This is a genomic window from Streptomyces sp. NPDC056835, assembly GCF_042789485.1.
In the GTDB taxonomy this organism is placed as follows: domain Bacteria; phylum Actinomycetota; class Actinomycetes; order Streptomycetales; family Streptomycetaceae; genus Streptomyces.
Window position 1 is genome coordinate 158,428 of record NZ_JBHUBB010000008.1, and the last position, 24,568, is coordinate 182,995.

The following is a 24,568-nucleotide window of genomic DNA, read 5'->3' on the forward strand; positions in this document are numbered from 1 at the left end:
GACGCGAACCGACGCGGACAGACGCGGACCGGCGGGCGAAACACCGCGGTCCCGTACGGCGGCGGGCCGTACGGGACCGGGGGCACGCTGTCAGCCGTTCTGGGGCGGCAGCGCGGCGATGAAGGGATGGTCCCGCTCGATCAGACCGAGCTTGGAAGCGCCACCGGGCGAACCGAGCTCGTCGAAGAACTCGACGTTCGCCTTGTAGTAGTCCTTCCACTCCTCCGGGGTGTCGTCCTCGTAGAAGATGGCCTCGACCGGGCAGACCGGCTCACAGGCTCCACAGTCGACGCATTCGTCCGGGTGGATGTACAAGGACCGGGAGCCCTCGTAGATGCAGTCGACCGGGCACTCCTCGATGCACGCCTTGTCCTTGACGTCGACACAAGGCTGCGCGATGACGTAGGTCACGCTGTCGTTCCTCCTCGATAGGGCGCGGCGGGCCGATCTGCGGCTCCGTCCACGGGCGCGCGGGAGCGCGGCGTCGTCGATGCCCGCATCTAGTATCTCCGTTCTTGGGCGCGATCCGAACAGGAGGGGCGTACAGAGCTGTGGAATTCACTGCGGGCGGACGGTTCGAGGTCCGTCTCACACGGGCTGACGTGGGCAAACGTGTATCAGTCAGACAGTTGACCGGCAGCGGGACCGACGGTGAGAAGTTCACCGACACAGTGGGCGTTCTCACATCCTGGGACGAGGATGTGCTGCTGATCACACGGCGCACCGGCGAGAGCGTCCACGTTCCGGAGGCTGCCCTGGTCGCGGGCAAGGTGGTGCCCGCGGCCCCGGCCAGACGCCGGGGGCCCGCGGCGTCGTTCGAGGAGCTGTCCAGGGTCTGCGCGCGGTCCTGGCAGCCGGTGGAGAGCGAGCCGCTGGGAGAGTGGCGGCTCAGAGCGGCCTCGGGCTTCACCCGGCGGGCCAATGCCGCGCTTCCCCTGGGCGATCCCGGAGTGGAGCTGGACGAGGCGCTGACGCGCGTACAGCGGTGGTACGAGGAGCGGGGGCTGCCCCCGTACGTACAGACCGCGACCGGCGCGGAGGGCACCCAGGAGCGGCTGTGCGCGGAGCTGGAGCGGCGCGGCTGGCGGTCGGAGGTGACGGCCGAGGTACGGATCGCCGCGCTCGCGCCGCTCGGGGACCGTGACGCCGATGTCTCCCGGGTCGTGCTCGGCCGGAGCGTCGACGAGGCCTGGCTCCGGCGTTACCAGCGGTCCGGTGTGCCGGGACCCCATGTGCTCCACGTACTGAACAGCGGACCTTCGGTGTGGTTCGCCACCGTGCCCGGGGAACCCCGCGAGGACGGGGAGCCCGACGTACCGGCGGCGATCGGCCGGTGTGTGGTGGACGGACGGTGGGCGGGGTTCATGGCGGTGGAGGTCGACCCGGCCCGCCGCCGCCAAGGGCTGGCCACCGCCGTGATGACCGCGCTCGCCCGGCGCGCGCTGGAGGAGGGCGCGTCCGCCGCCTGGCTCCAGGTCGAGTCGGACAACGACGGCGCGCGTGCGCTGTACGACGCGATGGGCTTCGCCATCCACCACCGCTACCACCACTTCCGAGCGCGCTGAGCGGGTACGAGGCCGATATGCGACCGGAATCCGAGGACGTGCGCCGGTGGTTCGCCGAGGAGGCCCGCGCGGACCGTCCCGACCTGGCCACGCTCTGTCTGCTGGTGGCGGCGGAGGCCGATCCCGCCCTGGGCGAGGCCGGTATCGACGCGGCCCAGGCCGAGCTGGACCGGCTGGCGGGGCTGCTGCCCTTCGGGGTCCTCGGCGCGCGCGCCTGGGCGGTCGCGCTGGCGGAACTGCTGGGTGAGCGGTGCGGGTTCGAGGGCTCCCCGGCGGAGTACCGGCGGCTGGACTCCTCGCTGCTGCCCGTGGTGCTGCGGCGCAGACGCGGGCTGCCCATCCTGCTCTCCGTGGTGTGGATCGAGGTCGCGCGACGGGCGGGCGCGCCGGTGTACGGCGTGGCCCTGCCCGGCCATTTCGTGGTCGGCTTCGGCGATCCGGAGGAGCGTGTCCTCGCCGATCCCTTCGGCGGTGGCCGGCTGCTGACGGGCGCGGACGCGGAGCTGCTGGTGACCGGCACGACGGGCGAGGCGCTCGAACCGGCCATGCTCGCCCCCGCCGACCCGCTCGACATCGTTCTGCGCGTCCTGAACAACATCCGCGCCTGGGCCGCGACCCGCCCGGAGCACACCGATGTGTCGCTGTGGGCGGTCGAGTTGTCCCTGCTGCTGCCCTCGCACCCGGCCAGACTGCGTTACGACCGCGCCCAGTTGCTCGTACAGCGCGGGGAGTTCCGCCGGGGGGCGGCGGAGATGGACGAGTACGCGCGGGTGGTGGACGCGGTGGAGCCGTCGACGGCTGAGGCGATCCGGCGCAAGGCGAGGGCGGCGCGGGCGATGCTCAACTGACGGTCCGCGCCCGGCGGGGGCCCGGGGGCCGGGCGCGCCGTCCGGTGTCGCGAGTCGTGTCCCGGGGTCCCGGGGATGACATCCGTCCTCCCCGGGACACGACAGAGCCTGAGCGACGATCTTCTAGCTGGGGTTCAGATTGATCGTCTGGGTGCGCTCGGCGGGTGTCTTGCCGCGCAGCGCCATCTGCATGGCCTGCGCCACATCGGCGGAGGAGACGGGGTGCTGCTTGCCGTCGCCCTTCGTGATCGTGATGCCGTCGAAGACGCCTTCCAGCAGCTGGTCGATGGCGGTCCTGTTGTAGACCTCGACAAGCTTTCCGTCGACGGGCTTCATGGAGAGGATCTTGGGCAGCGACTTCGCGGGACCGAACTGGATCTGCTTGCCGCCCGCCTTGATGGTGACCAGGTCGGACATCGCGGGCTCGGCGAACTCCTTCATCGCCCGGTCCAGCTCCGCCTGGCCGACCGTCGGCTCGCGGGTGACGACGGGCAGCTCCACGTTGTTGGTCTTGCCCGTCTCCACCTGGGCGCGGTAGGCGTCCTTGGCCGAGATGATCGAGTGGTTGACGTCCAGTGCCTTGCCGGCCTTGCCCGGTACGGCGACGGCCTTGCCCGGCTCGAACTTGATCGTTCCCTCGCTCGCCGAACCCGAGACGCCCGCCAGATCGGTGAGCGCGGCGGTCAGCTTCTCGTCGTCGACGGGCATCATCGGCTGGGCGACCCGGGCGCGGCCGAAGAGCGAGCCGATCACCGACACGGGGTTGTAGTCGCTGCCGGCCGCGGCGCGGACGGTGGCCTGGCTGTCGAAGCTGAGTCCCGCCTTGTCCGGGGCGAGCTCCTCCGTCTTGCCTCCGATGCTGAGCCGCAGCGGTGCCGAGGCCCGCTCGCCGAAGGTGGTGTCGAGCTTGTTGACCGCCTCGTCGCGGGTGCCGCCGATGTCGACGCCGAGGACCGTGGTGCCCTTGGGCACATCGGAGCGGTTCATCAGCAGGCCGGCGCCGTAGACGCAGCCCGCGGCCACGACGACCATGACAGCGAGGAGCGTGAGCTTGGAGCGGCCCTTCTTCTTGGCGGGCGGGGCCGGCGGGGTGGCGGTACGCGCCGGGGCCGGGGCCGTGCCCGAGGGCGCGGCACCCTGCGGGGAGCCGATCGGGCCGGGGAAGTCCGGGGCCGAGAAGTCACGGTCCTGGCCGAGTGCGCCGGGGCCGTCGGTCCTCGGGCCGAGGTCGGCGTGCGGACCGCCCTGCGGACCCGAGCCGGGGAAGGGCGAGCGGTGCTCCGCGGGCACCACGGGAATTCCGCTGGTGAGCGTGTCCCCGGAGACATGGCCGCCGGGTGCGGGCTCGGGCGCGGGCTGCTGCGGTGTCAGTACGGCGGTGTCGTCGGACATCCGCGGCGGGCCGACCTGGCCCAGGCCCGGCGGGGTGCTGAGGGACGACGGCGGGGTGCCGAGCGACGCGCCACCGGTGACCGGACCGCCGGTCGGACCGCTGGGCCCGCTTCCGGGAGGCCGGATACCGAGCGCCGGGGTGGTGGGACCACCGGACGTGAAGTCCGTACCGGCACCGTCGGACGCGAAGTCCGTACCGGTACCGCCGGACGCGAAGCCGTTGGAGCCCGAGCCCTGGAGTCCGGAGCCCTGGAGTCCGGAGCCCTGAGGTCCGGAGCCCTGGGGTCCGGAGCCGGACGCGAGATCGCTGAGCGCGCTGCGGGGAGCGCCGCCGTTCTGCGACTGCCCGCCGCCCGGGTGGTACGGCGACTCCGAGGAGCCTCGGTCGGCCTGCCGCGGCGCGGTGGTGCCCGCGACGGCGGCGGCGCCCGCGCCGAGACCGGCGCTCATGCCCGCGGCCGTACCGGTGCCCGATGTCGCCGACTTGCGTGGCGCGAACCAGTCGCTCGTGGATCTGTCCTCGGCCCCCGGCTCCTCCGCCGTCTCGGCCTGTCCGGCCGGCCCGGCGTCGGTGGCGTCCTGGGGCGCGTCGGGCCTGGGGATGCCGCCCGTTCGCTCGGCGGCCGGGACACCCCGGCCGTCGGTGCTGTCGGCGTCGCCCATGGGCGTACGCATCACGACGGGCGGAATCGGCCGCGAGCCCGGGATGTTGATCCGGATACGCGTGGTCAGCGTGGTCTCTGTTCTGGGCTCGTCCGGCTGCGGGACGGGCGAGGTTTCCGTCTCCTCCGGAGCGTCCTGCTGGGGGTGCAGCGACGGATACTGGCGGGATCCGTACGGCGGTGTCCCCGAGGGGTACGCGGCTCCGCCGCGCCCCTGGGGCCCGGAGGACGAACTGTCAGTTTCACGACTCAAAGCAGGTTCTCCCGGTTGGCTCCGCCGCCCGTTCTTACTGGTACGAAACTGTTCAGGTTCCCCATGCCGGAGGCGGGGGGAAGGCCCGGAGCGCGCACCACCATACTGGCCTCGGCCGACAGACACCCGACGACCGTGCGAAGCGATGCTCCGCCGACCGTACGGACGTGGTCAATTCAGCAGCAGCCGGGCGCGTCACTTCTCAAGTCGGCCGGACTTCGGGCCCGGTTGCGGCAACCGCGTCATCGTGACACACATCACAGCCACCAACATGCCGCCCAGCAGGTAGACGAGCGGACCGATGCCCGCGGTGTAGACCGCGTCGCCCTCCGGGCGGCCCAGGCTCAGGAAAACGGCGGTGAGGATCCAGCCGGCCGCGGGCGCCCCCACGCCCAGTTGGGTGCCGGTGAGATACAGCCCGCCGAAGAAGAGCCCGGCCGTGGCGAGGAGGGCGAGCAGCAATCCGCCGGGAATCCAGCCGCCCTGGACGAGCGAGCCCGCCGTACTGACGAGCGCACCGAGGACGAACAGTGCGAGATACGTGGCGATACGCCCGGGTCTGGGGCGACTCGCGAATCCCCCGCCGGACTGCCCCTGCCCGCTCATCCGTTCGCCCCGTTCGCCCCGTTCACACTGTTCACAACGTTCACGCCGTCGTTTCCGGCGACTCCCGCGAAGAGATCGTTCTCACGTTCACCGGCGGGCGCCCCCGACGTGCCGTGCGTCAACTGGTAGTACTCGGCGGCGAAGATCGGCTGCCCCAGATCGTTGGAGAGCGCGAAGAAGGGCCCGTCCACGGCGATTTGGGTGGCATGGGCGCGCATCGCCGACGCCTTGCGCTCCCTGTACGGCGCGCCGTCGATCGCGGCGGTGATCTCCGTATCGTCAACCACGCCCGGAATGTCCTCGATCGCGGCGACACCCGGGAAGTCGGCCCCCGCCGCCCGCAGCCGGGCGAAACCCTCTTCGGCGACCGAGCGCGGTACGCGGTTCCAGTAGATCTTGTCGATGGCGTGCGGAGCGCCGAGGCCGGGCCGGAAGGCGGGCTCGGCGGCCAGGGCGGCGCCGCGCATGGCGACGCGATGGGCCTGGATGTGGTCGGGGTGGCCGTAACCGCCGTGGGGGTCGTACGTCACCAGCACCTGCGGACGCACCTCCCGGATCACCTCCACCAGGTACGCGGCGGCGTCGTCGACGGGGGTGTGCCAGAAGGCGCCCTCGCGGTCGTTCTGCTCCAGACCCATCATCCCGGAGTCCCGGAATCTGCCGGGGCCGCCGAGGAAGCGGTGGTCGGTGACGCCCAACTCGCTCATGGCCGAGGCCAGTTCACCGATGCGATGGGCGCCGAGGCGGTCCTCGCGGTCGGCCGCCAGATGGGCGAGCTCGGGCGGGATGACCTCTCCCTCCTCACCGAGGGTGCAGGTCACCAGCGTGACCAGGGCGCCCTCGGCCGCGTACTTGGCCATGGTGGCGCCGTTGTTGATCGACTCGTCGTCCGGGTGCGCGTGCACCAGCAGCAGACGGCGGGCGGGTAGATCGGTCATGGGGACAGCCTACGAGCAGGCACCCGAAACCCCTCGGCCAGTGGGCGACGACGGTGACCGAGGGGCGGTGGGCAGTGGGCGGTGCCGGATATGGTCGGACTTCAGGGCATGGTGAAGTTGACCGAAAGAGAGCGGAAGATGGCTAGAACTTGATCCCGCCGATCATCCCTGCCACGTTCGTGGTCAGTTCGCTGATGGTGGGAGCGATGGATGAACTGGCGATGTAGAACCCGAGCAACATGCAGACCACCGCGTGTCCGGCCTTCAGTCCGGATTTCCGGACCAGCAGGAAGACGACGATCGCCAGCAGCACCACCGCCGAAATCGAGAGTGCCACGGCGGTTCACCTCCATAAATATTCAGTCGGAAAATCGCAGCAAGCATGTGCCCGGCGGATTCATACCCACCTAACGCTACGGATCATAACTATCCGTGCGGATGCATTGATCGGTGCACGGCAGCACACTGGGGGCGCACAGCCCTCGCCCAGTAGGTTCGTTCCATGACCTTGAGGCAGCAGCTCTCGTTCCCTCGCCAGCACGCCAGGACTCAGCGCTTCACCCTCGGCGCCCCACGCGCGTTCACGGTGTCTCCCGACGGTGCGCGGGTGATCTTCCTGCGCTCCTCCTCGGGCACGGACCGGGTGAACAGCCTCTGGGTACTGGATCTTGAGGACTCCCCCACCGGATCCGGAGAGGGGCGTGAGCGGATCGTCGCGGATCCGGCCGTGCTCCTGGGCGGCGCCGTCGAACGGCTCTCCCCCGAGGAGCGGGCCCGGCGCGAGCGGAGCCGCGAGGGATCGGGGGGCATCGTCGGCTACGCGGTGGACGGCGCGGGACAGCTGGCGGCGTTCGCGCTCTCCGGGCGGCTGTTCGCGGCCGAACTGCTCGCCGGGACGACCCGCGAACTGCCCGTTCGGGGACCGGTGATCGACCCGCGGCCCTCGCCGGACGGGCGCCATGTCGCGTACGTGGCCGACGGCGCCCTCCGCGTGATCGCGGCGGACGGGGAGCGCGACCGCGAGCTGGCGGGGCGCTCGGCGGCCGAGGGCGAGGACATCGGCTACGGCCTGGCGGAGTTCATCGCCGCCGAGGAGATGGGCCGCACCCGCGGCTACTGGTGGTCTCCCGAGTCCGACCGGCTGCTCGTCGCGCGGGTCGATACGGCGCCGGTGCGGCGCTGGTGGATCTCCGACCCGGCGCACCCGGAGCGGGAGCCCGTGAAGGTCGCCTACCCGGCGGCCGGTACCCCCAACGCGGACGTACGGCTGTATCTCGTCGGCCTGGAGGGGTCCGGCGGTGCCGAGGGCGCGGACGCGGCAGAGGGGCCCGGAGAGGCGCGTACGGAGGTCGTCTGGGACCGTGCCCGCTACCCGTATCTGGCGCGGGTGCACTGGTCGGCCGCGGGCGCGCCCCTGCTGCTCGTACAGAGCCGCGACCAGCGCGGCCAGCTGTATCTGGCGGTGGACACGGCGACCGGCGCGACCAGGACCGTGCACCGGGACGAGGATCCCGCCTGGCTGGACCTCTTCGCCGAGCTGCCCGCCTGGGCACCGGACGGACGGCTGGTACGGATCGCCGACGAGGGCGGCGCGCGGGTCCTGATCGTCGGCGACCGGCCGCTGACCGGGCCGCAGTTGCATGTCCGGGCCGTGCTGGACATCGGCGAGCACGATGTCCTCGTCTCGGCGTCGGCCGGCGAGGAGGCGGCGGATCCCGGGATCGGCGAGATCCATGTGTACCGGGTCAACGAACTGGGCGTCGAACGGCTGTCGGAAGGCGCGGGGGTGCACTCCGCCGTACGTACCGGCGAGGTGACCGTGCTGGTGTCGGCCGGGCTCGATGCCTCCGGAGCGTCCGCGCGGGTGCTCAGGGACGGCAAGGGGCTCGCGGCGGTCGCGTCGTACGCCGAGCGGCCGGTGCTCACCGCGCGGCCGGTGCTCACCGAGGCGGGCGAGCACCGGATTCCGTGCGCCGTGCTGCTCCCGGCCGGCTACCAGGAGTCGGACGGCCCGCTTCCCGTTCTGCTGGACCCTTACGGGGGCCCGCACGGGCAGCGCGTGGTGGCCGCGCGGAACGCGTATCTCACCTCGCAGTGGTTCGCCGACCAGGGGTTCGCGGTGATCGTCGCCGACGGTCGTGGCACCCCGGGCCGTTCGCCGGCCTGGGAGAAGGCGGTCAAGCAGAATCTGCTGCTCAGCCTGGACGACCAGATCGAGGCGCTGCACGCCCTCGCCGAGCGGTTCCCGCTCGATCTGGGGCGGGTCGCGATGCGCGGCTGGTCCTTCGGCGGTTATCTCGCCGGGCTCGCGGTCCTGCGCCGCCCGGATGTCTTCCACGCGGCGGTCTCCGGCGCTCCGGTCACCGATCTGCGGCTCTACGACACCCACTACCAGGAGCGGTACTTCGGCGGCGGTCCACAGGAGGTGCCCGAGGTCTACGCCAGGCACTCACTGGTCACGGACGACGGGCTCTCGGCGCCGGCGAGTCCGGCGCGCCCTCTGATGATCATCCATGGGCTGGCGGACGACAATGTGGTGGTGGCACACACGCTCAGGCTCTCCGCGGCCCTGCTCGCGGCGGGGCGGCCCCATGAGGTACTGCCGCTCACCGGTGTGACCCATATGACACCGCAGGAGGAAGTGGCGGAGAATCTGCTGCTGCTCCAGGTCGACTTCCTCAAGAGGTCGCTGGGCCTGGACTGAGCACGGGCGACCGGCCGCTGAGCGCGGGGCGACCGGTCGGGACCCTGGGAGTCCCGGCCGGTCTACGGCACCCGCACGGCCGTACGCTGTCCAGCCTGACGCGTTCGTATATCGGTGACGGGTCCGCCAAGTTGCCTGCGTGTTAACGAAATTGATGTGCTTCATCACATTTCGTCCCCGAATCCCGGCCCTCCCGCGCTCAGGACGGCACGATCTGCCGCTCCTCCGCGAAGTGGCAGGCGGAAGGGTGCGCGGCGGGCCCCTGGCGCCCCCGGAAGACCTCCGGGACCGCCAGTTCGGGTACCTCCACCACACACCGCTCCCGCGCCTTCCAGCAGCGCGTACGGAACCGGCAGCCGGACGGAGGATTCGCCGGGGACGGCACATCGCCGGTCAGGATGATCCGGTCGCGGTGCTCGCGCGCCGTCGGGTCGGGCAGCGGCACGGCCGAGAGCAGCGCCTGGGTGTACGGATGCGTGGGGTGCTCGTAGATCTCCGCGTCCCGGCCGATCTCGGCCAGTCGCCCCAGATACATCACGCCGACCCGGTCGGAGATATGCCGGACGATCGACAGATCGTGGGCGATGAAGACATACGAGAGACCGAACTCGTCCTGAAGCCGCTCCATCAGATTGATGACCTGCGCCTGTACGGAGACGTCGAGGGCCGAGACCGGCTCGTCGGCCACGATGATCTCGGGCCGGAGTGCCAGCCCGCGCGCGATGCCGATGCGCTGGCGCTGGCCGCCGGAGAACTGGTGCGGATAGCGGTTGATGTACTCCGGGTTGAGGCCGACGACATCCAGCAGCTCCCTGACCCTGCGCCGCCGGTCGCCCCTCGGCGCCACCTCGGGGTGGATCTCGTACGGCTCCCCGATGATGTCGCCCACGGTCATCCGGGGGTTGAGCGAGGTGTAGGGGTCCTGGAACACCATCTGGATATTGCGACGCACCGCCTTCAGCGCGCGGCCCGACAGCCGGGTGATGTCCTCGCCCTTGTACCGGATCGCGCCGCACGTCGGCCGCTCCAGGTTCACCAGCGTCTTCGCGACGGTCGACTTGCCGCAGCCCGACTCCCCCACGATGCCAAGGGTCTCGCCGGGGGCCAGCGCGAAGGAGACCCCGTCGACCGCCCGTACCGCCCCGATCCGCTTCTTGAACAGGATGCCCCGGGTCAGCGGGTAGTGCTTGACCAGATCCCGCACTTCCAGGATGGGTTCAGCCATGGAGCGTGTCCTTCCAGAAGTAGCAGGCGCTGTGCCGTCCCCCGGCCGCCCCCGGCACTTCCTCCACCGCGAAGAGCGGCGGCACCTCCGTACGGCACACGCCCTGGGCCATCGGACAACGGGGGTTGAAGGCACAGCCGGGCGGGATGCGCAGCAGATTCGGCGGCAGGCCCTTGATCGCGTAGAGCTCCCGGCCCTTCCGGTCAAGACGCGGGATCGACCGGAGCAGACCGCGGGTGTACGGGTGGGCGGGCGCCCGGTAGATCTCGTGCACCGGGGCGGTCTCCACGATCCGGCCCGCGTACATCACCGCGATCCGGTCGGCGACATCGGCGACCACACCGAGGTCATGGGTGATCAGGATCAGCCCCATGTTCAGCTCGCGCCGCAGCTCGGCGAGGAGATCCATCACCTGGGCCTGGACGGTCACGTCCAGTGCGGTGGTCGGCTCGTCGGCGATGATCAGCGCGGGCTCAAGGGCGAGCGCCATCGCGATCATGATGCGCTGGCGCATGCCGCCGGAGAACTGGTGCGGATAGTCGTTGACCCGTTCCGCGGCCGCCGGGATCCTGACCCGGTCCATCAGCTCGACGGCCTTCGCCCGCGCCTGTTTGCGGGACATCCCCCGGTGCACGATGAACATCTCGCCGAGCTGAGCGCCCACGGTGAGCACGGGGTTGAGCGAGGAGAGCGCGTCCTGGAAGATCATCGCCATCTCGGCGCCCCGGATCCTGCGCCGCCGCTCCTCCTTGAGCTTCAGCAGATCCCGCCCCTGGAACAGCACTTCACCGCCGGTGATCCGGCCGGGCGGCATATCGAGGATCCCCATGACCGCCTGCGCGGTGACGGACTTCCCGGACCCCGATTCGCCCAGTACGGCCAGTGTCTCGCCGGCGTCGACCGAGTAGCTGACGCCGTTGACGGCCCTGGCGACGCCGTCCCGGGTGTGGAACTCCACCTGTAGATCGCGCACTTCGAGCAACATGGGGGCGGGGCTCCTCAGCGCAGCTTGGGGTCGAGGGCGTCGCGTACCGCGTCGCCGAGCATGATGAACGCGAGCACGGTGATCGCCAGCGCGCCGGCCGGCCAGAGCAGCATGTGCGGGGAGTTGCGGATATAGGGCGAGGCGTCGGAGATGTCGATCCCCCAGGAGACGGTCGGCGGTTTGAGGCCCACGCCGAGATACGAGAGGGTCGCCTCCAGCGCGATGAACGTACCGAGCGCGATCGTCGCCACGACGATCACCGGCGCGATGGCGTTGGGCAGGATGTGCCGCAGCATCATCCGGGGGTTGGAGGCGCCGAGCGCCCGCGCCGCCTGGACGAAGTCGTTCTGTTTGACGGTGATGACGGAGCCGCGCGCGATCCGGGAGATCTGCGGCCAGCCGAGCAGCACCATGAAGCCGATCACCGGCCAGACGGTGGAGCTGGTCACCACGGACAGCAGTACCAGACCGCCGAGGACCACCGGGATGGCGAAGAAGATATCGGTGATCCGGGAGAGGATCGCGTCCCAGAATCCGCCGAAGAAGCCGGCCAGTCCGCCGAGGACCGAGCCGGCGACCGCGACCCCGAGGCTGGCGAGAACGCCGACGACGACCGAGGTCCTGGCGCCGTAGACGGTCCGGGTGTAGACGTCGCAGCCCTGCCCGTTGAAGCCGAAGGGATGGCCGGGCCGGGAGCCGTCCTGGGCCCTGGCCAGATCGCAGGAGAGCGGATTGCCGGCGGTGATCAGCGACGGCCGGATCGAGATGATCACCAGAAAGACGATGACGAGCCCCGAGAGGACGAAGACGGGGTTACGGCACAGATCGCGCCAGGCGTCCGACCAGAGGCTGCGCGGCCTGCCCGTGGATTCGCCGCCGGGGCCGCCGCCTGATCCGCCGCCGGGGCCGGCCGGGCGCTGTTCCAGCGTGCCTCCCTCGCTGGTGGCGAGGTCCATCACCCCGCCCGCCCCGGTCGCCGCGATGGCTCCGCCGTTGTCGTCGGTGGGTGGGGACTGCGGCTCAGGCATAGCGGATCCTCGGGTCGAGAACGGCGTAAAGGAGGTCGACCAGCAGATTCGCCACCAGGAAGACGATGACCAGTACGGTCACAAAGCCGACGACGGTCTGGGTGTTCTGGCGCAGGATGCCCTGATAGAGCTGGAATCCGACGCCATGGATATTGAAGATCCGCTCGGTGACGATCGCGCCGCCCATCAGCGCGCCGATGTCCGTACCGATGAACGTGACCACCGGGATCAGCGAGTTGCGCAGCAGATGATGGGTGATCACCCGGTGTCTGGGCAGGCCCTTGGCGACGGCGGTACGGACATAGTCGGAGCGGGCGTTCTCGGCGATCGAGGCTCGGGTCAGCCGGGTGACATAGGCCAGGGAGACGGACGCGAGCACCAGCCCCGGCAGGATCAGCTCGTCCAGCGGGGCCGCCGGGGAGACCGACGGCCGGATGAGATGCCAGTTCACGCCGAACAGCAGCTGCGCGAGCAGACCGGTGACGAAGGTCGGTACGGCGATGACCACCAGTGTCAGCAGCAGTACGGAGGTGTCGACCGGACGGCCCCGGCGCAGCCCGGTGATCACACCGAAGATGATCCCGATGATGATCTCGAAGACGATGGCCACGATCGTCAGCCGGATGGTGACCGGGAAGGCCGAGGCCATCAGGTCGATGACCCTCTGGCCGTTGAAGGCGGTGCCGAAGTCGCCGGAGAAGACATGTCCCATATAGGTGAGGTACTGCTGCCACACCGGCTTATCGAGGCCGAACTCCTGGCGCAGCCGTGCCTCGGTGGCCGGATCGCACTGCCGCTCCCCGCAGAGACCGGCGATGGGGTCGCCCATCACATTGACCATCAGGAAGATCAGCAGGGTGGCGCCGATGAAGACGGGGATCATCTGCAGCAGACGCCGGATCACATAACGTCCCATGGAGAGCTCCGGGGTTCGGGGGAGGGCGTGGGCGGCCCCGGGCGTCAGCTGACCGTGATCTCGTTGTAGACCGGGACGCTGAAGGGGTTCAGTTCGACATGGGAGACGCGGTCCGAGTAGCCGGCGCTGCCGTTCTGGTACCAGAGCGGGATGGCCGCCATCCGGTCCCGTACGACGCCCTCCGCCTGCTGGAATGTGCGGATCGCCGCCTTCGTGTCCGCGTCGGCGTTGGCCTCGTCGATGAGCCGGTCGAACCGGGGATCGCTCCACTTGCCGTCGTTGGACGAGGCGTTGGTGTAGTAGAGCGGCTGGAGGAAGTTCTGGATCAGCGGGTAGTCCATCTGCCAGCCCGCCCGGAAGGGCCCCCGCAGCTTCCGCCGGCCGATCCGGTTGCGGAAGTCCGCGAAGGTGCCGACCGGACTGCCGGCACACGCCTTGTCGTTGCCGAGCGCGTTGTTGATGCTGTTGCAGACCGCGTCGACCCACTCCTTGTGGGAGCCGGTGTCGGCGTTGTACGTGATCGTCAATCGGCCGTGCGGGATGCCGCCGCCCTGCTTGATCAGTTTCTTCGCCGCGGGGGCGTCGTACTCGCAGGCCCTGCCGCAGAGCCCGGCCAGATAGCCGCCGTCCGCGCCGAGGACCGGGGAGGTCCAGTCGGTCGCCGGGGTGCGGGTCCTGCGGAAGATCATGTCGGTGATCTGCTTGCGGTTGATCGCCATGGAGAGCCCGGTGCGTACCTTGGCGGCCCCCGCGGTGTTCCACTCCTTGTCGTAGTACGGGAAGGCGAGGGTCTGGATGATGCCGGCCGGGCTGTTGATGTACCGGCCGCTGAGGTCGGAGCGCACGTTCTTGAGCTGTGAGGCGGGGATGTCGTCGACCAGATCGAGGTTTCCCGCGACCAGATCGGTGTAGGCGGTGTTGTTGTCGGTGTAGACCACGAGATCCACACCGCCGTTGCGTGGTTTGTCGGCGCCCGGGTAGCCCTTCCAGGTGCGCAGCGACATCTGGGAGCCCTTGGTGTAGTTCCGCACCGTGTACGGGCCGTTGCCGACGGGCCTGGCGAGCCAGGCGGCGTGGTGGTCGTAGAACGCCCTGGGAAGCGGCGCGAACGCCGCGTACCCCAGAGTGTCCGGCCAGGTGGAGAACCGCTGCGACAGCTTGACCGTGAACGTCCGGGGCCCGGTGACCCGCAGCCCCGACAGGGTCCGGGCGGTGGGCTGCCCCGAGGCCGGGTGGACCTTGTCGTATCCGTCGATGTACTGGAAGAAGTAGGCGTTCTTCTGGTTGTTGTCGAGATACGCCCCGTAGTTCCAGGCGTCCACGAAGGACTTCGCGGTGACCTTCTCGCCGTCGCTGAAGGTCCAGCCGTCCTTGACGGTGACCGTGAAGTGGGTCGAGTCCGTCGTGTCGATCTTCTCGGCGAGGGCGTTCTCGGCCTTGCCGGTCTTCGGGTTGTACCGCTTGAGCCCCCGGAAGACCATGTCGAGGACCTTGCCGCCCTGGACCTCGTTGGTGTTCGCGGGCTCCAGCGGATTCTGCGGATCACCCCAGGAGGAACGCACCACACCGTTGGGACCACCGATGACGTCGGACGCCCCGCCACAGCCCGACGCGGTGAGGACGACAGCCACCGCGCAGGCGACCCGTCCGGTGTGTGCGGGTCCTCGCATGAAGTGGCTCCCTCATCAGACGCACCTCCCATTCGCCCCCGAATACACCCCCTACAGTGATGAGTCGTGTCGTGATGGCGGCTGTAGGCGCGGTCCCGGAACGCGAACGCCCCATCGGAACCACTCGCCCGGGTCACACCGGAAGAGTGACCTCCCAGGTGTCCACGGCGAAGTGCACCCGCATGCCGTTGTCCTCGTACAGCTTCAGCGCGCCCGTGGCATTCGCCGTATCCACCCCGAGCCCGACGGTCTCGCGGCCAAGGGCGGCGAAGGACGCGAAGGAATGACGCAGCAGATAGCCTCCGAGCCCCCGGCCACGGGCCTCCTTGAGCACCCCGATCATGCTGATCCAGCCCTTGGACACCCGGTCGTTACGGCTGACGAGGACTCCGGCGTCACCGAGCCCCTCCACGGTGGCGATCCGGACCAGCGACCAGTCGAGCCGGTCGCCCTCCCGGTCGTCCAGCCACTGCTGGTAGGTGCGGGGCTGGTGGTCGAAGTGGTCGGCGAAGGTCCGCTCGCACAGCTCGTACGCCAGCCGGCGGTCCGCCTCCGCGACACAGTCCCGCAGGGTCACCCCAGGCGGCGCCACGGGCACGGGCGTGGCCTCCCGGGACACCTCACGGACCATCACCTGATACCGGCGCACACGCCCCCAGCCCCGGCTCTCGATGATCGCGGTGTCGAGGGTGGGCTCGGTATGGAGCTGCATATGGACCACGGTCCGGCCGGCGCCGTTCTCCCCGGCCCGCTCGACGGCACGGGCCTCCATCAGCTCGAACAGTCGGACCGCCGCGTCATGACGGTCCGGCAGCACATAGTGATCCATATCGATGCGCTCGGCGCCCGAGTCGTCCCAGAGCAGTCCGTACCCGACGAGCCGGTCGCTCTCGTACGCCAGCCAGGAGTCCCGCGCGAGCCGCACCTCGGAATGGCGGAGGTCGGCCTCCACCTCGTTGAGACCGGTCTCGGGCCTCCCGATCTCGACGGTGTCGATGGCGTTCAGCAGCTCACAGATCGCGGGGGCGTCGTCGAGCGTGGCGGGACGTATGAAAAGGGACATGGAGGCTACTTTCCGGTGGGGGCGCCCGTCGCGCAACGGCTTTTCCCCGAGCGGATCGGGCATCACTCCCAGGTGCTCTGCACCTCCACGACAGAGGTCCAGGTCCTGCCGTGCTCCACAGAGACCCGTAGCCACTGACCGCCCTTCGAGGCATTGCCGGCGTAGTAGGCGTCCTTGCCCTCGCCGTACTGCTTCAGACCACAGGCGGCGATGGAGTCGCGGAGCGCCGCCAGGTCCTCGGCCGCCTGGTCGGCGTCGTCGTACTCGATGACGCGATGCCGGGCCAGAGCCGTGCCGGCACCGTCGTACGCGGCGCTGTACCGGAACTGCTCGATCATCTCCACGTTGGGCGGCGGCAGCGTGTATGGACAGGCGTCGGAGAAGCCGAGGAGCGGAAGCGCGTCGAAGAAGGCATCGCTGTCCTTCTTCCAGTGATACGTACCGAACAACGGCACGTCCCGGCCGTCCATCGTCTCGACCACGCCGTTCTTCCTGTACGGATTCGCCTCCGCGGGCGGGGCCGCCGGCCGTACCTCGTCGCCCCCCGGCCCCGGCTGCAGCACCCATGACCCGCCCGCTATCACCACCGCCGCGACGGCCGTCACCGCGCTCAGCCGCCTGCGGGCCCGGCGCCGCGAGCCCCGGGCCCTGATCTCCGCGGCGCTCGGCATCCGTATGGCCACATCGTCCAGGACCTCTTCGACCTCAGCCATGGCTGACAACCCCCTCGCGCAGAACACTTGAACCGGAAGTGGAACTGGAACTGGAACTGGAATCGGCCAACCGCTCGCCGAGGATCTTTCTGGCCCGGCTCAGCCGGGTCCGTACCGCACCGTTCGAGACGCCGGTCTCCCGCGCCACCTGATCCACCGGCAGATCCAGCAGATGGTGCAGCACCACCGCCCGTCGCTGATCCGGGCTCAGCTCCCGCAGCGCCGCGACCAGCGCGACCCGGTCCGCGGAAAGCCCTGGGACATCCGCCTGCGGACCATGCAGCAGATGCGCCCGCAGCCGACTGCGCGTCCTGCGCCAGGTGCTGATCGCCAGCCGCATCGCGACCGTCCGCACCCATGGCAGCGGATCACCCTCGCGCGTCAGCTTCGACCAGCGCTGCCACGCCCTCACATAGGCTTCCTGAACCGCGTCCTCGGCCTCCGCCAGATCTCCGGTCATCGCGTAGACCGCGGCGACCAGACGCCGTGCCGTGGCGGCGTAGAACGCGTCGAACTCCTCCGACCTGTCAGGTCTTTCGATCCTGTCCGGCATATTTCCCCCCGCTCCCACTCCCTCGTCCGCTCTTCCCTCTCGCCAGGAACACGCTTCGGCCCGGCCGGATGTTACGCACGACTTCCGCGTGCGAGAGTGGCCCCATGACCGAGCCCGGGGTGACGCGACTTCTCGACCGATTCATGGCGGACGTCTCCGCCGCCGTGCCGCTCGTCGCCCTGTGGGCGCACGGTTCACTGGCCTTCGGGGATTTTCAGCCCGGCCGCAGCGATCTCGATCTGGTGGCCCTCGTCGGCACCGAACCGACGGACGCGCAGCGGGAGCGGCTGCGCGCCCTCCATCAACGGCTCTTCGCCGAAGCGCCGTTCGCCGACAAGCTGCACTGCACCTACCTGCCCCGGCAGGACGCCGCGGACGCCGGACGGTCTCATCCGACCTGGGCGCTCGGCGAGTGGTTCGAGCGGCCCGTGAGTCCGGTGGGGCGGCGTGAACTGACCACCGGCGCACTGGTGTTGACGGGGCCCTCCCCCGTCGGCGAGCTGCCCGGGGTGAGCGACGCGGAGCTGACGGACTTCATCCGCCGCGATCTGCGCGACTACTGGCTGCCCGTGACCGCCAAGCCGGAGCTCTGGGTCCATGACGCCTGGGTGGACGCGGCCATGCTGACGTTCGCGCGCGCCTCCGTGACATTGCGCGACGGCCGGCTGGTCACCAAGCGGGAGGCGCTGGACGAGCTGCGTGCCCAGGGCGCGCCCGCGGCGGTCGTCGAGGACATCCACCGACGGCGGTACGGAACGGCGGACGGTCCGGGCACCGAGGAGTGGCTCCACCGGCGTGGGGAGCTGGCGCGCGCGTTCGTCCGCGCCGGGATCGAGGCGACCACGGAATCGCCTGTATCACCGCACCGGCCGCCGGAACCCGCGTAACAAGGCCCGCGCGGCACGAAGGCCGCGCAACACGAATGCCGCGCAGCACGAAGGCCCGCGTCCGAGGCATTCCCCGGGCGCGGGCCCCGCCCACAACAGACCAGCCGGTCAGTCGTTCAGTTCCTTCTCGATGGCCACCAGCGCCGGGTCGAGTACGACATCCTCCTCGCGCGCCTCGGTCGTCGGCTCCTCCGGGAAGTGACAGGCCGTCAGATGCCCGTCCGCGCTGCCCGAGATCTGCACCAGCGGCGGCTCTTCGGTGGCGCACTTGTCCTGCGCCTTCCAGCAGCGGGTACGGAACCGGCACCCGGACGGCGGCATGATCGGCGAGGGTACGTCGCCGGCCAGCCGGATCCGCTCCCTCTTGGCGATGTCGATGTCCGCCTCGGGCACCGCGGAAAGCAGCGCGTGGGTGTACGGGTGGCGGGGGCGGTTGTACAGCGAGTCGCGGTCCGCGACCTCCACCACCTTGCCCAGGTACATCACCGCGACGCGCTCCGAGAAGTACCGCACGATCGCCAGGTCATGGGCGATGAAGACGAAGGCGATCCCCAGGTCGCGCTGGAGATCCTGGAGCAGGTTGACGACCTGCGCCTGGATGGAGACGTCGAGGGCCGAGACCGGCTCGTCCGCCACGATCAGCTTCGGCTCCAGCGCGAGCGCGCGGGCGACACCGATGCGCTGGCGCTGACCGCCGGAGAACTCGTGCGGGAAGCGGTTGTAGTGCTCCGGGTTGAGACCGACGATCTCCAGCAGCTCACGCACCCGGGCCTCACGGCCGCCGGCCGGCTTGATGCCGTTGATCTCCATCGGGCTGGAGATGATCGTGCCGACGGTCTGCCGCGGGTTCAGCGAGGCGTACGGGTCCTGGAAGATCATCTGGATCTCGGACCGGATCGGCGCCAGCTGCTTGCGGTTGGCCCGGGTGATGTCCTGGCCGTTGTACGTGATCGTGCCGCCGGTCGGCTCCAGCAGCCGGGTCAGCAGCCGGCCCGTGGTCGACTTGCCGCAGCCCGACTCACCGACCAGGCCCAGGCTCTCGCCCGGGTAGACGCTCAGGGACACGCCGTCGACGGCCTGGACCGCGCCGACCCGCCGCTTGATGGGGAAGCCGCCGAAGATCGGGAAGTGCTTGGTCAGGCCCTTCACTTCGAGCAAGGGCTCGGTCGACGGGTCACGCTGCGGCGGAACCGCGTCCGTGACGGTGGTGTTCGTGTTCTTCTCGCTCATGGTCATAGCCCCAGTCGCTGGTACATCAGCCCAGCCGGGGCTGAATCTTCTCGATGAAAACCTGCTGCTTGCGCTCCGCCGTCAGATGGCACGCGGAGCCGCGTCCCTCGGGCAGCAGCGGGCGCTCGTGCGTGCAGCGGCCACCGTCGACCAGGTCGACGTAGTCGCACCGCGGGTTGAACGCACAGCCGGTGGGCGGGTTCAACAGGCTGGGCGGAGTGCCCGGGATGGGCCGCAGCGGCTCACTCACATCGGAGGAGAGTCGCGGCATCGAGCCGAGCAGGCCCCAGGTGTAGGGGTGCTCCGGCTGCTTGAGGACCTCACGGACAGAGCCGCGCTCCACGGCCCGGCCCGCGTACATCACCAGCAGGTCGTCGGCGATATTGGCGACCACGCCGAGGTCATGGGTGATCAGGATGATCGCGGAGCCGAACTCCTGCTGGAGATCCTTGAGCAGATCGAGGATCTGCGCCTGGACGGTGACGTCCAGAGCCGTGGTCGGCTCGTCGGCGATCAGCAGTTCGGGGTTGCACACCAGCGACATGGCGATCATGGCGCGCTGCCGCATACCGCCGGAGAACTGGTGCGGGTAGTCGTCGACCCGGTTCTTCGGGTCGGGGATACCGACCTTGCCCAGCATCTCGATGGCCCGCGCGCGGGCCTCCTTCTTGCTGGCGCCGGTGTGCTTCATGAACGGTTCGGCGATCTGCCGGCCGACGGTGTAGTACGGCGACAGGGCGGTCAGCGCGTCCTGGAAGATCATCGCCATCTTGTTGCCGCGGAGCCTTTCGAGCTCCTTGGACGAGACGTCCGTGAGGTCCTGGCCGTCCAGCAGGATCTCACCGGTGATCTCGGTGGACTGCGGGTTGTGCAGTCCCAGGATGGACAGGTTGGTCACGGACTTGCCGGAGCCCGACTCCCCGACAATGCCGAGCGTCTTGCCGCGCGCCAGGTCGAAGGAGAGCCCGTCCACGGCCTTGACGATGCCGTCCTCGGTGGAGAAGTGGACGCGCAGGTCGCGCACCGACAGGAACGCGTCCGGCTCGGTCGGGGCCGGGGCGTCCTCGGTCTTGGTGAGTGTGGTCACGGTCGTTCTCCTAGGACAGACGCACGCGCGGGTCGATAAGGGCGTACATCGCGTCCACGATGACGTTGAACAGAAGGATGAAGGCGGCGCTGACGATCATCACGCCCATGGTCAGCGGCAGGTCCTTGTTGAGAACCGAGTCACGGGCGAGCAGACCGATACCCGGCAGCCCGAAGGTGATCTCCGTGACCATCGCACCGCCGAAGAGCGCGCCGAGGTCCATTCCGAGAATGGTGACGATCGGGATGAGCGAGCCGCGCCACGCGTAGCGGAAGAAGACGTAGCGGCTGGTCATGCCCTTGGCACGGGCCGCTCTGACATGTTCTTCCTGGAGCTGCTCGATCATGGTCGACCGTGACATACGGGTGTAGTTGGCGGTGAAGATCACCGACATCACGAACCAGGGGATCAGCAGGCCCATGAACCAGGCGCTCGGGCTCTCGGTGATCGGGACCCACTTCGGCTTGTCGAGCCATCCGGTGCTGTAGACGAAGAGTCCGAGCACGACCGGGCCGAGGAAGTAGATCTGGAGCGAGCTGAGCACCAGCGAGGCGGAGCTGAACGCCTTGTCGGTGGCGGTGCCCTTCTTCCACGCGGCCATCATGCCGGCGCCCAGGCCGACGATCAGGAAGACGATGAGGCCGCCGATGGAGAGGGAGAGCGTCAGGGGGAACCGGTCGACGATCGTGTCCCACACCAGCTGCTGGTTGTTGAAGGAGATTCCGAAACAGGGCGCCGCGCAGTGCCCGACCGCGAAGTCCCGGCCGGCGAAGATACCGACCATGAAGTTCCAGAACTGCACCGGCACCGGCTTGTCGAGGCCGAGGTTCTGGTGAATGACCGCCAGCGCGTCCGGAGTGCAGTTCTTTCCACACGCGAGCAGAGCCGGGTCCTGCGGGATGGCGAAGAACATGAAGAACGTGACGGCACTGATCAGAAAGAGGGTCAGGACTGCGCCGAACGTCCGGCGAAGGAGGAATTGAAGCATGGCTGGTCGCTGCTCTCAGGACGGCGGCTGTGAGGAGGGGGTCGAGAGGAGAGGATCGGCGGCCCGGAGGTGCGCACTCCGCCGTGTGCGCACCTCCGGGTCCTGCCTACGCGGTGCTTACTTCTTCAGGTACAGACGCGTGACGTCGACGTAGCTGGAGTCCGACGAGTAGCGGAGGCCACCGACGTTGGAGCCGAAGATCTGGAACACCTTGGTGTAGTAGATCGGCGCCGCCGGGTTGATCCGCTCCACGATGTCGTGGTGCAGCGCGGTCCACGCCTTCTGGGCCTCGGCCGGGTCCGTGATCTTCAGGATGCGGGCGATCTCCGAGTTGACCTTGGGGTCGTTGATGTGCGAGTAGATCGACGAGCCGTCCTGCAGCTGCGTGCCGTCGTACAGCGGCGGGAAGACCGTGGAGGCGGACGGCCAGTCCTGGCCCCAGCCGGTCATGTAGAGGTCGAGACCGTTGTTGACCTTGCCGACCTGCTCGTACCAGGTGGCGGAGTCGATCTCCTTCTTGACGACCTCAAGGCCGATGGCCTTCAGACGGTCGGCGATGACAACGGCCTGCTGCTGGCGGACCGGGGTGTTGCTGTACGCGTAGACGACCTTCTGGCCCTCGGCGCCGGCTTCCTTGATCAGCGCCTTGGCCTTCTCGACGTCACCGTTCGGCTTCTTCAGCTTGCCGAAGGGGTCGTAGCCCTTCTCGTAACCCGGGGTGGTCGGGGACATCAGACCGGTCGCGGTCTCACCGCCGTACGCACCACCGTCGAGCTTGTAGATCTGCGCGCTCGGCAGGGCGTAGGTGATGGCGTCCCGGACCTTCTTGTCCTTCATCCGGTCCAGGTTGAAGTTCAGCTGCCACACGTAGGGCGCGTAGCCCTGGATCGTGCGCTTCATCGCTTCGGGGTCTTCGACGACGTTGCGCACCTGGTTGGTGGAGACCTGACCCGTGAACATCACGGTGTTCTTGGCCTCGCCGCGGTCGGCCAGCAGGGTCTTGGTCTGGTCGTCGTCGTCGTGGTTGTACTCAAGGTTGAAGCCGTCGACGTACTGGTGCCGGACCGAGTCGGTCTTCGGGTCCCAGTTCGTGTTCTTGACGAGCTTCATCGACTTGCCCGGCTTGAACTCAGCGATCTTGTACGGGCCGGTCGCGACCGGGGCCGTGTCGTACTTCTCCTTGGTGTCCGTCTTCTCGGGCACCACCGAGTAGCCGGGCATCGCGAGCGCCTGCGGCAGGTCGGGCTGCGCTTCCTTGAACTTGAAGACGACCGTCTTGGCGTCGGGGGTCGCGAGGACCGAGTCGGGCAGGTGCTTGCCCTTGTACGGGCCGTCGGGCAGCGCCTTGCGGTACGTGGTGCCCGTGCCGGACAGCCACTGCTGGACGTAGGTCGGGCCGTCCGTGATGAACGGGGCGTACATCCGCTCGATGCTGTGGCGGATGTCGGCCGAGGTGATCGCGGAACCGTTCTGGTCCTTCAGCCCGTCCTTGAGCGTGAAGGTCCAGGTCTTGCCGCCGTCGCTCGCCGTGCCGGAGTCGGTGGCCAGGTCGCCGACGAGGGTCTGCTTGCCCTCGTCGTCCTCCTGGTACTGCGTCAGGCCGCGCTGGAGCAGACGGTCGAGCAGCTTGCCGTCACTGACATAGGTCTGGGCCGGGTCCAGGTGGGAGAAGTCGGCCTCCTGGAAGACGGTCATGGTCCCGCCGGGCTTGGCCCCGGGGACCTCCGCGGCCGGGCCGGTGGATGCCTTGGCGTCGCCGTAGGTGACGGCCGCCGACTGCTTGGCGGCGTCCTCCTGCGTCTTGCTCTTGTCCTTGCTGTCACTGCCGCTGTTGTTGCCGCCACAGGCGGTCAGCGCCAGCGAGCCGGCCGCCAGGGCGACGACGACAGCACGTGTCTTGCGCGTGCCAAAGATGCTCATGGTGATGAGTACCTATCTGTCAGTAGTGATCCAACTGTGCTGCCTGGCGCATCCGGCACGGACCGGCGCCCGGGTGGCAGCTGTCCCCTCAGCTGAACGTCAGCGTCCGGACTTCGGGTCGAAGGCGTCCCGGACCGAGTCGCCCAGGAGGTTGAACGCCACGACGAAAATGACCATGGCGACACCCGGGAAGACCATGTAGGCGGGGTCCTGCTCGTAGATGTCGGCCCCCGTGGCGAACATCCGGCCCCAGTCAGGCGTGGGTTCGACGAAGCCGACACCCACGAAGGAGAGGAAGGCCACCGAGAGGATGGTGGACGGAAGCAGCAGCGTGGCCTGCACCAGGATCGGTGTGACCAGATTCGGCAGCAGCTCCTTGCGGATGATGCGCCAGGGCGAAGCACCCGCGATCTTGGCGGCCTCCACGAACTCCCGCTCGCGCAGGGAGAGAGTGGCGGCGCGGATCAACCGGGACAGACCCATCCAGCCCAGGAACGAGAGCACCGCGATGATCGCTCCGGCGCGGAGAGCCGTGGGGGTCTCCTCGTCCGGACGTACGAACGCGGCCACGACCACCGGCATCGAGGCGATGAAGAACAACTGGCTGGGGAAACCCAGCAGGAAGTCCGTCAGCCGGCCCAGCCAGTAGTCGACCTTGCCGCCGTAGTAACCACCGACGAGCCCGATCAGCACACCCACGACGACCATGAGGATGGTCGCCGCCATGGCGGTGTAGATCGAGGTGCGCATGCCGTAGATCAGCTGCATGAACACATCGCGGCCGAGGTTGGGCTCGATACCGAACCAGTGATCGGCGGAAATGCCGCCGAAGGTGCCGGTCGGCATGTTGAACTCGTCGAGCAGATCAAGACTGTCCTGGCCGTACAGGGTGTATGGGTCCTTGCCGTACACCATCTTGATCACCGGCGCGAGCAACGCGATCACGAAGAAGAAGATGACGACGACGGCGGCGATGACCCCGGTACGGTCACGCTTGAAGCGGCGCCACATCAACTGCCCGGGAGAGAGCCCGGTCAGCGTCTTGGCCTCCTGGGTCCCGTCCTTCGACCCACCCTTGGCGTCGGGGACGGTGGACGCCTCGGCGCCCTCGGTCTGTACTGGACTTGTCACGATCGCTCGTCCCCCGTGGGGATCACTACCGCGCGCCCGACCCATTTGGTGCTGATGGCACCACGCATGGGGTCCTCCTCATGAGTCCACTTGTCACAACAAGAAGGGCACTGTCTACGCGCGCTGACACCCCTGACAGCACGCGTTTTCAAGTAACCCCGAAGTGTGCTCGTGAGCCCACGCCCCCCACAGCGCATGACCCAT

General features: G+C 69.0%; 22 protein-coding genes. 4 read left to right on the forward strand and 18 right to left on the reverse strand.

From position 1 onward, the window contains the following. Positions 1–90: 90 nt before the first annotated feature. On the reverse strand, positions 91–411 hold the full coding sequence (fdxA, locus tag ACFRMN_RS11655) for a ferredoxin (RefSeq protein ID WP_003985062.1): 321 nt from the start codon (positions 409–411) through the stop codon (positions 91–93). Between the two features lie 140 nt (positions 412–551). On the opposite strand from fdxA, the gene ACFRMN_RS11660 reads away from it, so the two are divergent. After that, positions 552–1,565, forward strand: coding sequence for a GNAT family N-acetyltransferase (locus ACFRMN_RS11660; protein WP_383016946.1), 1,014 nt, complete (start codon positions 552–554; stop codon positions 1,563–1,565). A 17-nt stretch (positions 1,566–1,582) separates the two neighbouring features. Next, the gene (locus ACFRMN_RS11665; protein WP_383016949.1) at positions 1,583–2,413 is read left to right on the forward strand and encodes a tetratricopeptide repeat protein; all 831 of its coding nucleotides are present in this window, start codon (positions 1,583–1,585) and stop codon (positions 2,411–2,413) included. Positions 2,414–2,536: 123 nt separating this feature from the next. Here the strand turns inward: ACFRMN_RS11665 and ACFRMN_RS11670 are convergent, their stop codons facing one another. The 4 genes from ACFRMN_RS11670 to ACFRMN_RS11685 form a co-directional block, all read right to left on the reverse strand. After that, positions 2,537–4,720: a hypothetical protein gene (locus tag ACFRMN_RS11670; RefSeq protein ID WP_383016952.1), complete on the reverse strand. Its 2,184-nt coding sequence runs from the start codon at positions 4,718–4,720 to the stop codon at positions 2,537–2,539. Positions 4,721–4,915: 195 nt separating this feature from the next. Continuing rightward, positions 4,916–5,326 carry a DUF6113 family protein gene (locus tag ACFRMN_RS11675; protein ID WP_383016955.1) on the reverse strand — a complete coding sequence of 137 codons (411 nt, stop codon included), beginning with the start codon at positions 5,324–5,326 and terminating at the stop codon, positions 4,916–4,918. Further along, the gene (mshB, locus tag ACFRMN_RS11680) at positions 5,323–6,264 is read right to left on the reverse strand and encodes an N-acetyl-1-D-myo-inositol-2-amino-2-deoxy-alpha-D-glucopyranoside deacetylase (protein ID WP_383016958.1); all 942 of its coding nucleotides are present in this window, start codon (positions 6,262–6,264) and stop codon (positions 5,323–5,325) included. The genes ACFRMN_RS11675 and mshB overlap by 4 nt, the downstream gene beginning before the upstream one ends. 142 nt (positions 6,265–6,406) lie before the next feature. Further along, positions 6,407–6,601, reverse strand: a complete 195-nt coding sequence (locus ACFRMN_RS11685) for a hypothetical protein (protein WP_030352924.1) — start codon at positions 6,599–6,601, stop codon at positions 6,407–6,409. A gap of 165 nt (positions 6,602–6,766) precedes the next feature. Here ACFRMN_RS11685 and ACFRMN_RS11690 point away from each other — a divergent pair, with 165 nt between their 5' ends. Continuing rightward, the gene (locus tag ACFRMN_RS11690; RefSeq protein WP_383016962.1) at positions 6,767–8,968 is read left to right on the forward strand and encodes a prolyl oligopeptidase family serine peptidase; all 2,202 of its coding nucleotides are present in this window, start codon (positions 6,767–6,769) and stop codon (positions 8,966–8,968) included. A 199-nt stretch (positions 8,969–9,167) separates the two neighbouring features. On the opposite strand, the gene ACFRMN_RS11695 is transcribed toward ACFRMN_RS11690, so the two are convergent. The 8 genes from ACFRMN_RS11695 to ACFRMN_RS11730 form a co-directional block, all read right to left on the reverse strand. Next, positions 9,168–10,193, reverse strand: coding sequence for an ABC transporter ATP-binding protein (locus ACFRMN_RS11695; RefSeq protein ID WP_383016965.1), 1,026 nt, complete (start codon positions 10,191–10,193; stop codon positions 9,168–9,170). Further along, a complete protein-coding gene (locus ACFRMN_RS11700; protein ID WP_383016968.1) occupies positions 10,186–11,178 on the reverse strand; it encodes an ABC transporter ATP-binding protein in 993 nt (330 codons plus the stop codon). The genes ACFRMN_RS11695 and ACFRMN_RS11700 overlap by 8 nt, the downstream gene beginning before the upstream one ends. Positions 11,179–11,192: 14 nt before the next feature. Continuing rightward, the gene (locus ACFRMN_RS11705; protein WP_383016971.1) at positions 11,193–12,206 is read right to left on the reverse strand and encodes an ABC transporter permease; all 1,014 of its coding nucleotides are present in this window, start codon (positions 12,204–12,206) and stop codon (positions 11,193–11,195) included. Continuing rightward, complete coding sequence (locus ACFRMN_RS11710) at positions 12,199–13,122, reverse strand: ABC transporter permease (RefSeq protein WP_383016974.1); 924 nt, start codon at positions 13,120–13,122, stop codon at positions 12,199–12,201. Before ACFRMN_RS11710 ends, ACFRMN_RS11705 begins: the two co-directional genes overlap by 8 nt. A 44-nt stretch (positions 13,123–13,166) precedes the next feature. Beyond that, positions 13,167–14,792, reverse strand: a complete 1,626-nt coding sequence (locus ACFRMN_RS11715; RefSeq protein ID WP_383016977.1) for an ABC transporter substrate-binding protein — start codon at positions 14,790–14,792, stop codon at positions 13,167–13,169. A 133-nt stretch (positions 14,793–14,925) separates the two neighbouring features. Beyond that, positions 14,926–15,855, reverse strand: a complete 930-nt coding sequence (locus tag ACFRMN_RS11720; protein WP_383016979.1) for a GNAT family N-acetyltransferase — start codon at positions 15,853–15,855, stop codon at positions 14,926–14,928. A 62-nt stretch (positions 15,856–15,917) separates the two neighbouring features. After that, complete coding sequence (locus ACFRMN_RS11725) at positions 15,918–16,568, reverse strand: hypothetical protein (protein WP_383016982.1); 651 nt, start codon at positions 16,566–16,568, stop codon at positions 15,918–15,920. Beyond that, positions 16,561–17,121 carry a SigE family RNA polymerase sigma factor gene (locus ACFRMN_RS11730; RefSeq protein WP_383016985.1) on the reverse strand — a complete coding sequence of 187 codons (561 nt, stop codon included), beginning with the start codon at positions 17,119–17,121 and terminating at the stop codon, positions 16,561–16,563. Before ACFRMN_RS11730 ends, ACFRMN_RS11725 begins: the two co-directional genes overlap by 8 nt. A 104-nt stretch (positions 17,122–17,225) precedes the next feature. Here ACFRMN_RS11730 and ACFRMN_RS11735 point away from each other — a divergent pair, with 104 nt between their 5' ends. Beyond that, positions 17,226–18,008 (forward strand): hypothetical protein, encoded by a 783-nt coding sequence (locus ACFRMN_RS11735; RefSeq protein WP_383016988.1) that lies wholly within the window; start codon positions 17,226–17,228, stop codon positions 18,006–18,008. Positions 18,009–18,116: 108 nt separating this feature from the next. Here the strand turns inward: ACFRMN_RS11735 and ACFRMN_RS11740 are convergent, their stop codons facing one another. The 5 genes from ACFRMN_RS11740 to ACFRMN_RS11760 form a co-directional block, all read right to left on the reverse strand. Continuing rightward, positions 18,117–19,238: an ABC transporter ATP-binding protein gene (locus tag ACFRMN_RS11740; RefSeq protein ID WP_383016991.1), complete on the reverse strand. Its 1,122-nt coding sequence runs from the start codon at positions 19,236–19,238 to the stop codon at positions 18,117–18,119. A gap of 25 nt (positions 19,239–19,263) precedes the next feature. Continuing rightward, positions 19,264–20,325 (reverse strand): ABC transporter ATP-binding protein, encoded by a 1,062-nt coding sequence (locus ACFRMN_RS11745; RefSeq protein ID WP_383016994.1) that lies wholly within the window; start codon positions 20,323–20,325, stop codon positions 19,264–19,266. Between the two features lie 10 nt (positions 20,326–20,335). Beyond that, positions 20,336–21,313, reverse strand: coding sequence for an ABC transporter permease (locus ACFRMN_RS11750; protein ID WP_365747328.1), 978 nt, complete (start codon positions 21,311–21,313; stop codon positions 20,336–20,338). A 117-nt stretch (positions 21,314–21,430) separates the two neighbouring features. After that, positions 21,431–23,233 carry an ABC transporter substrate-binding protein gene (locus tag ACFRMN_RS11755; protein WP_383016997.1) on the reverse strand — a complete coding sequence of 601 codons (1,803 nt, stop codon included), beginning with the start codon at positions 23,231–23,233 and terminating at the stop codon, positions 21,431–21,433. Between the two features lie 99 nt (positions 23,234–23,332). Further along, positions 23,333–24,364 carry an ABC transporter permease gene (locus tag ACFRMN_RS11760; RefSeq protein ID WP_383017000.1) on the reverse strand — a complete coding sequence of 344 codons (1,032 nt, stop codon included), beginning with the start codon at positions 24,362–24,364 and terminating at the stop codon, positions 23,333–23,335. Positions 24,365–24,568: the final 204 nt, after the last annotated feature.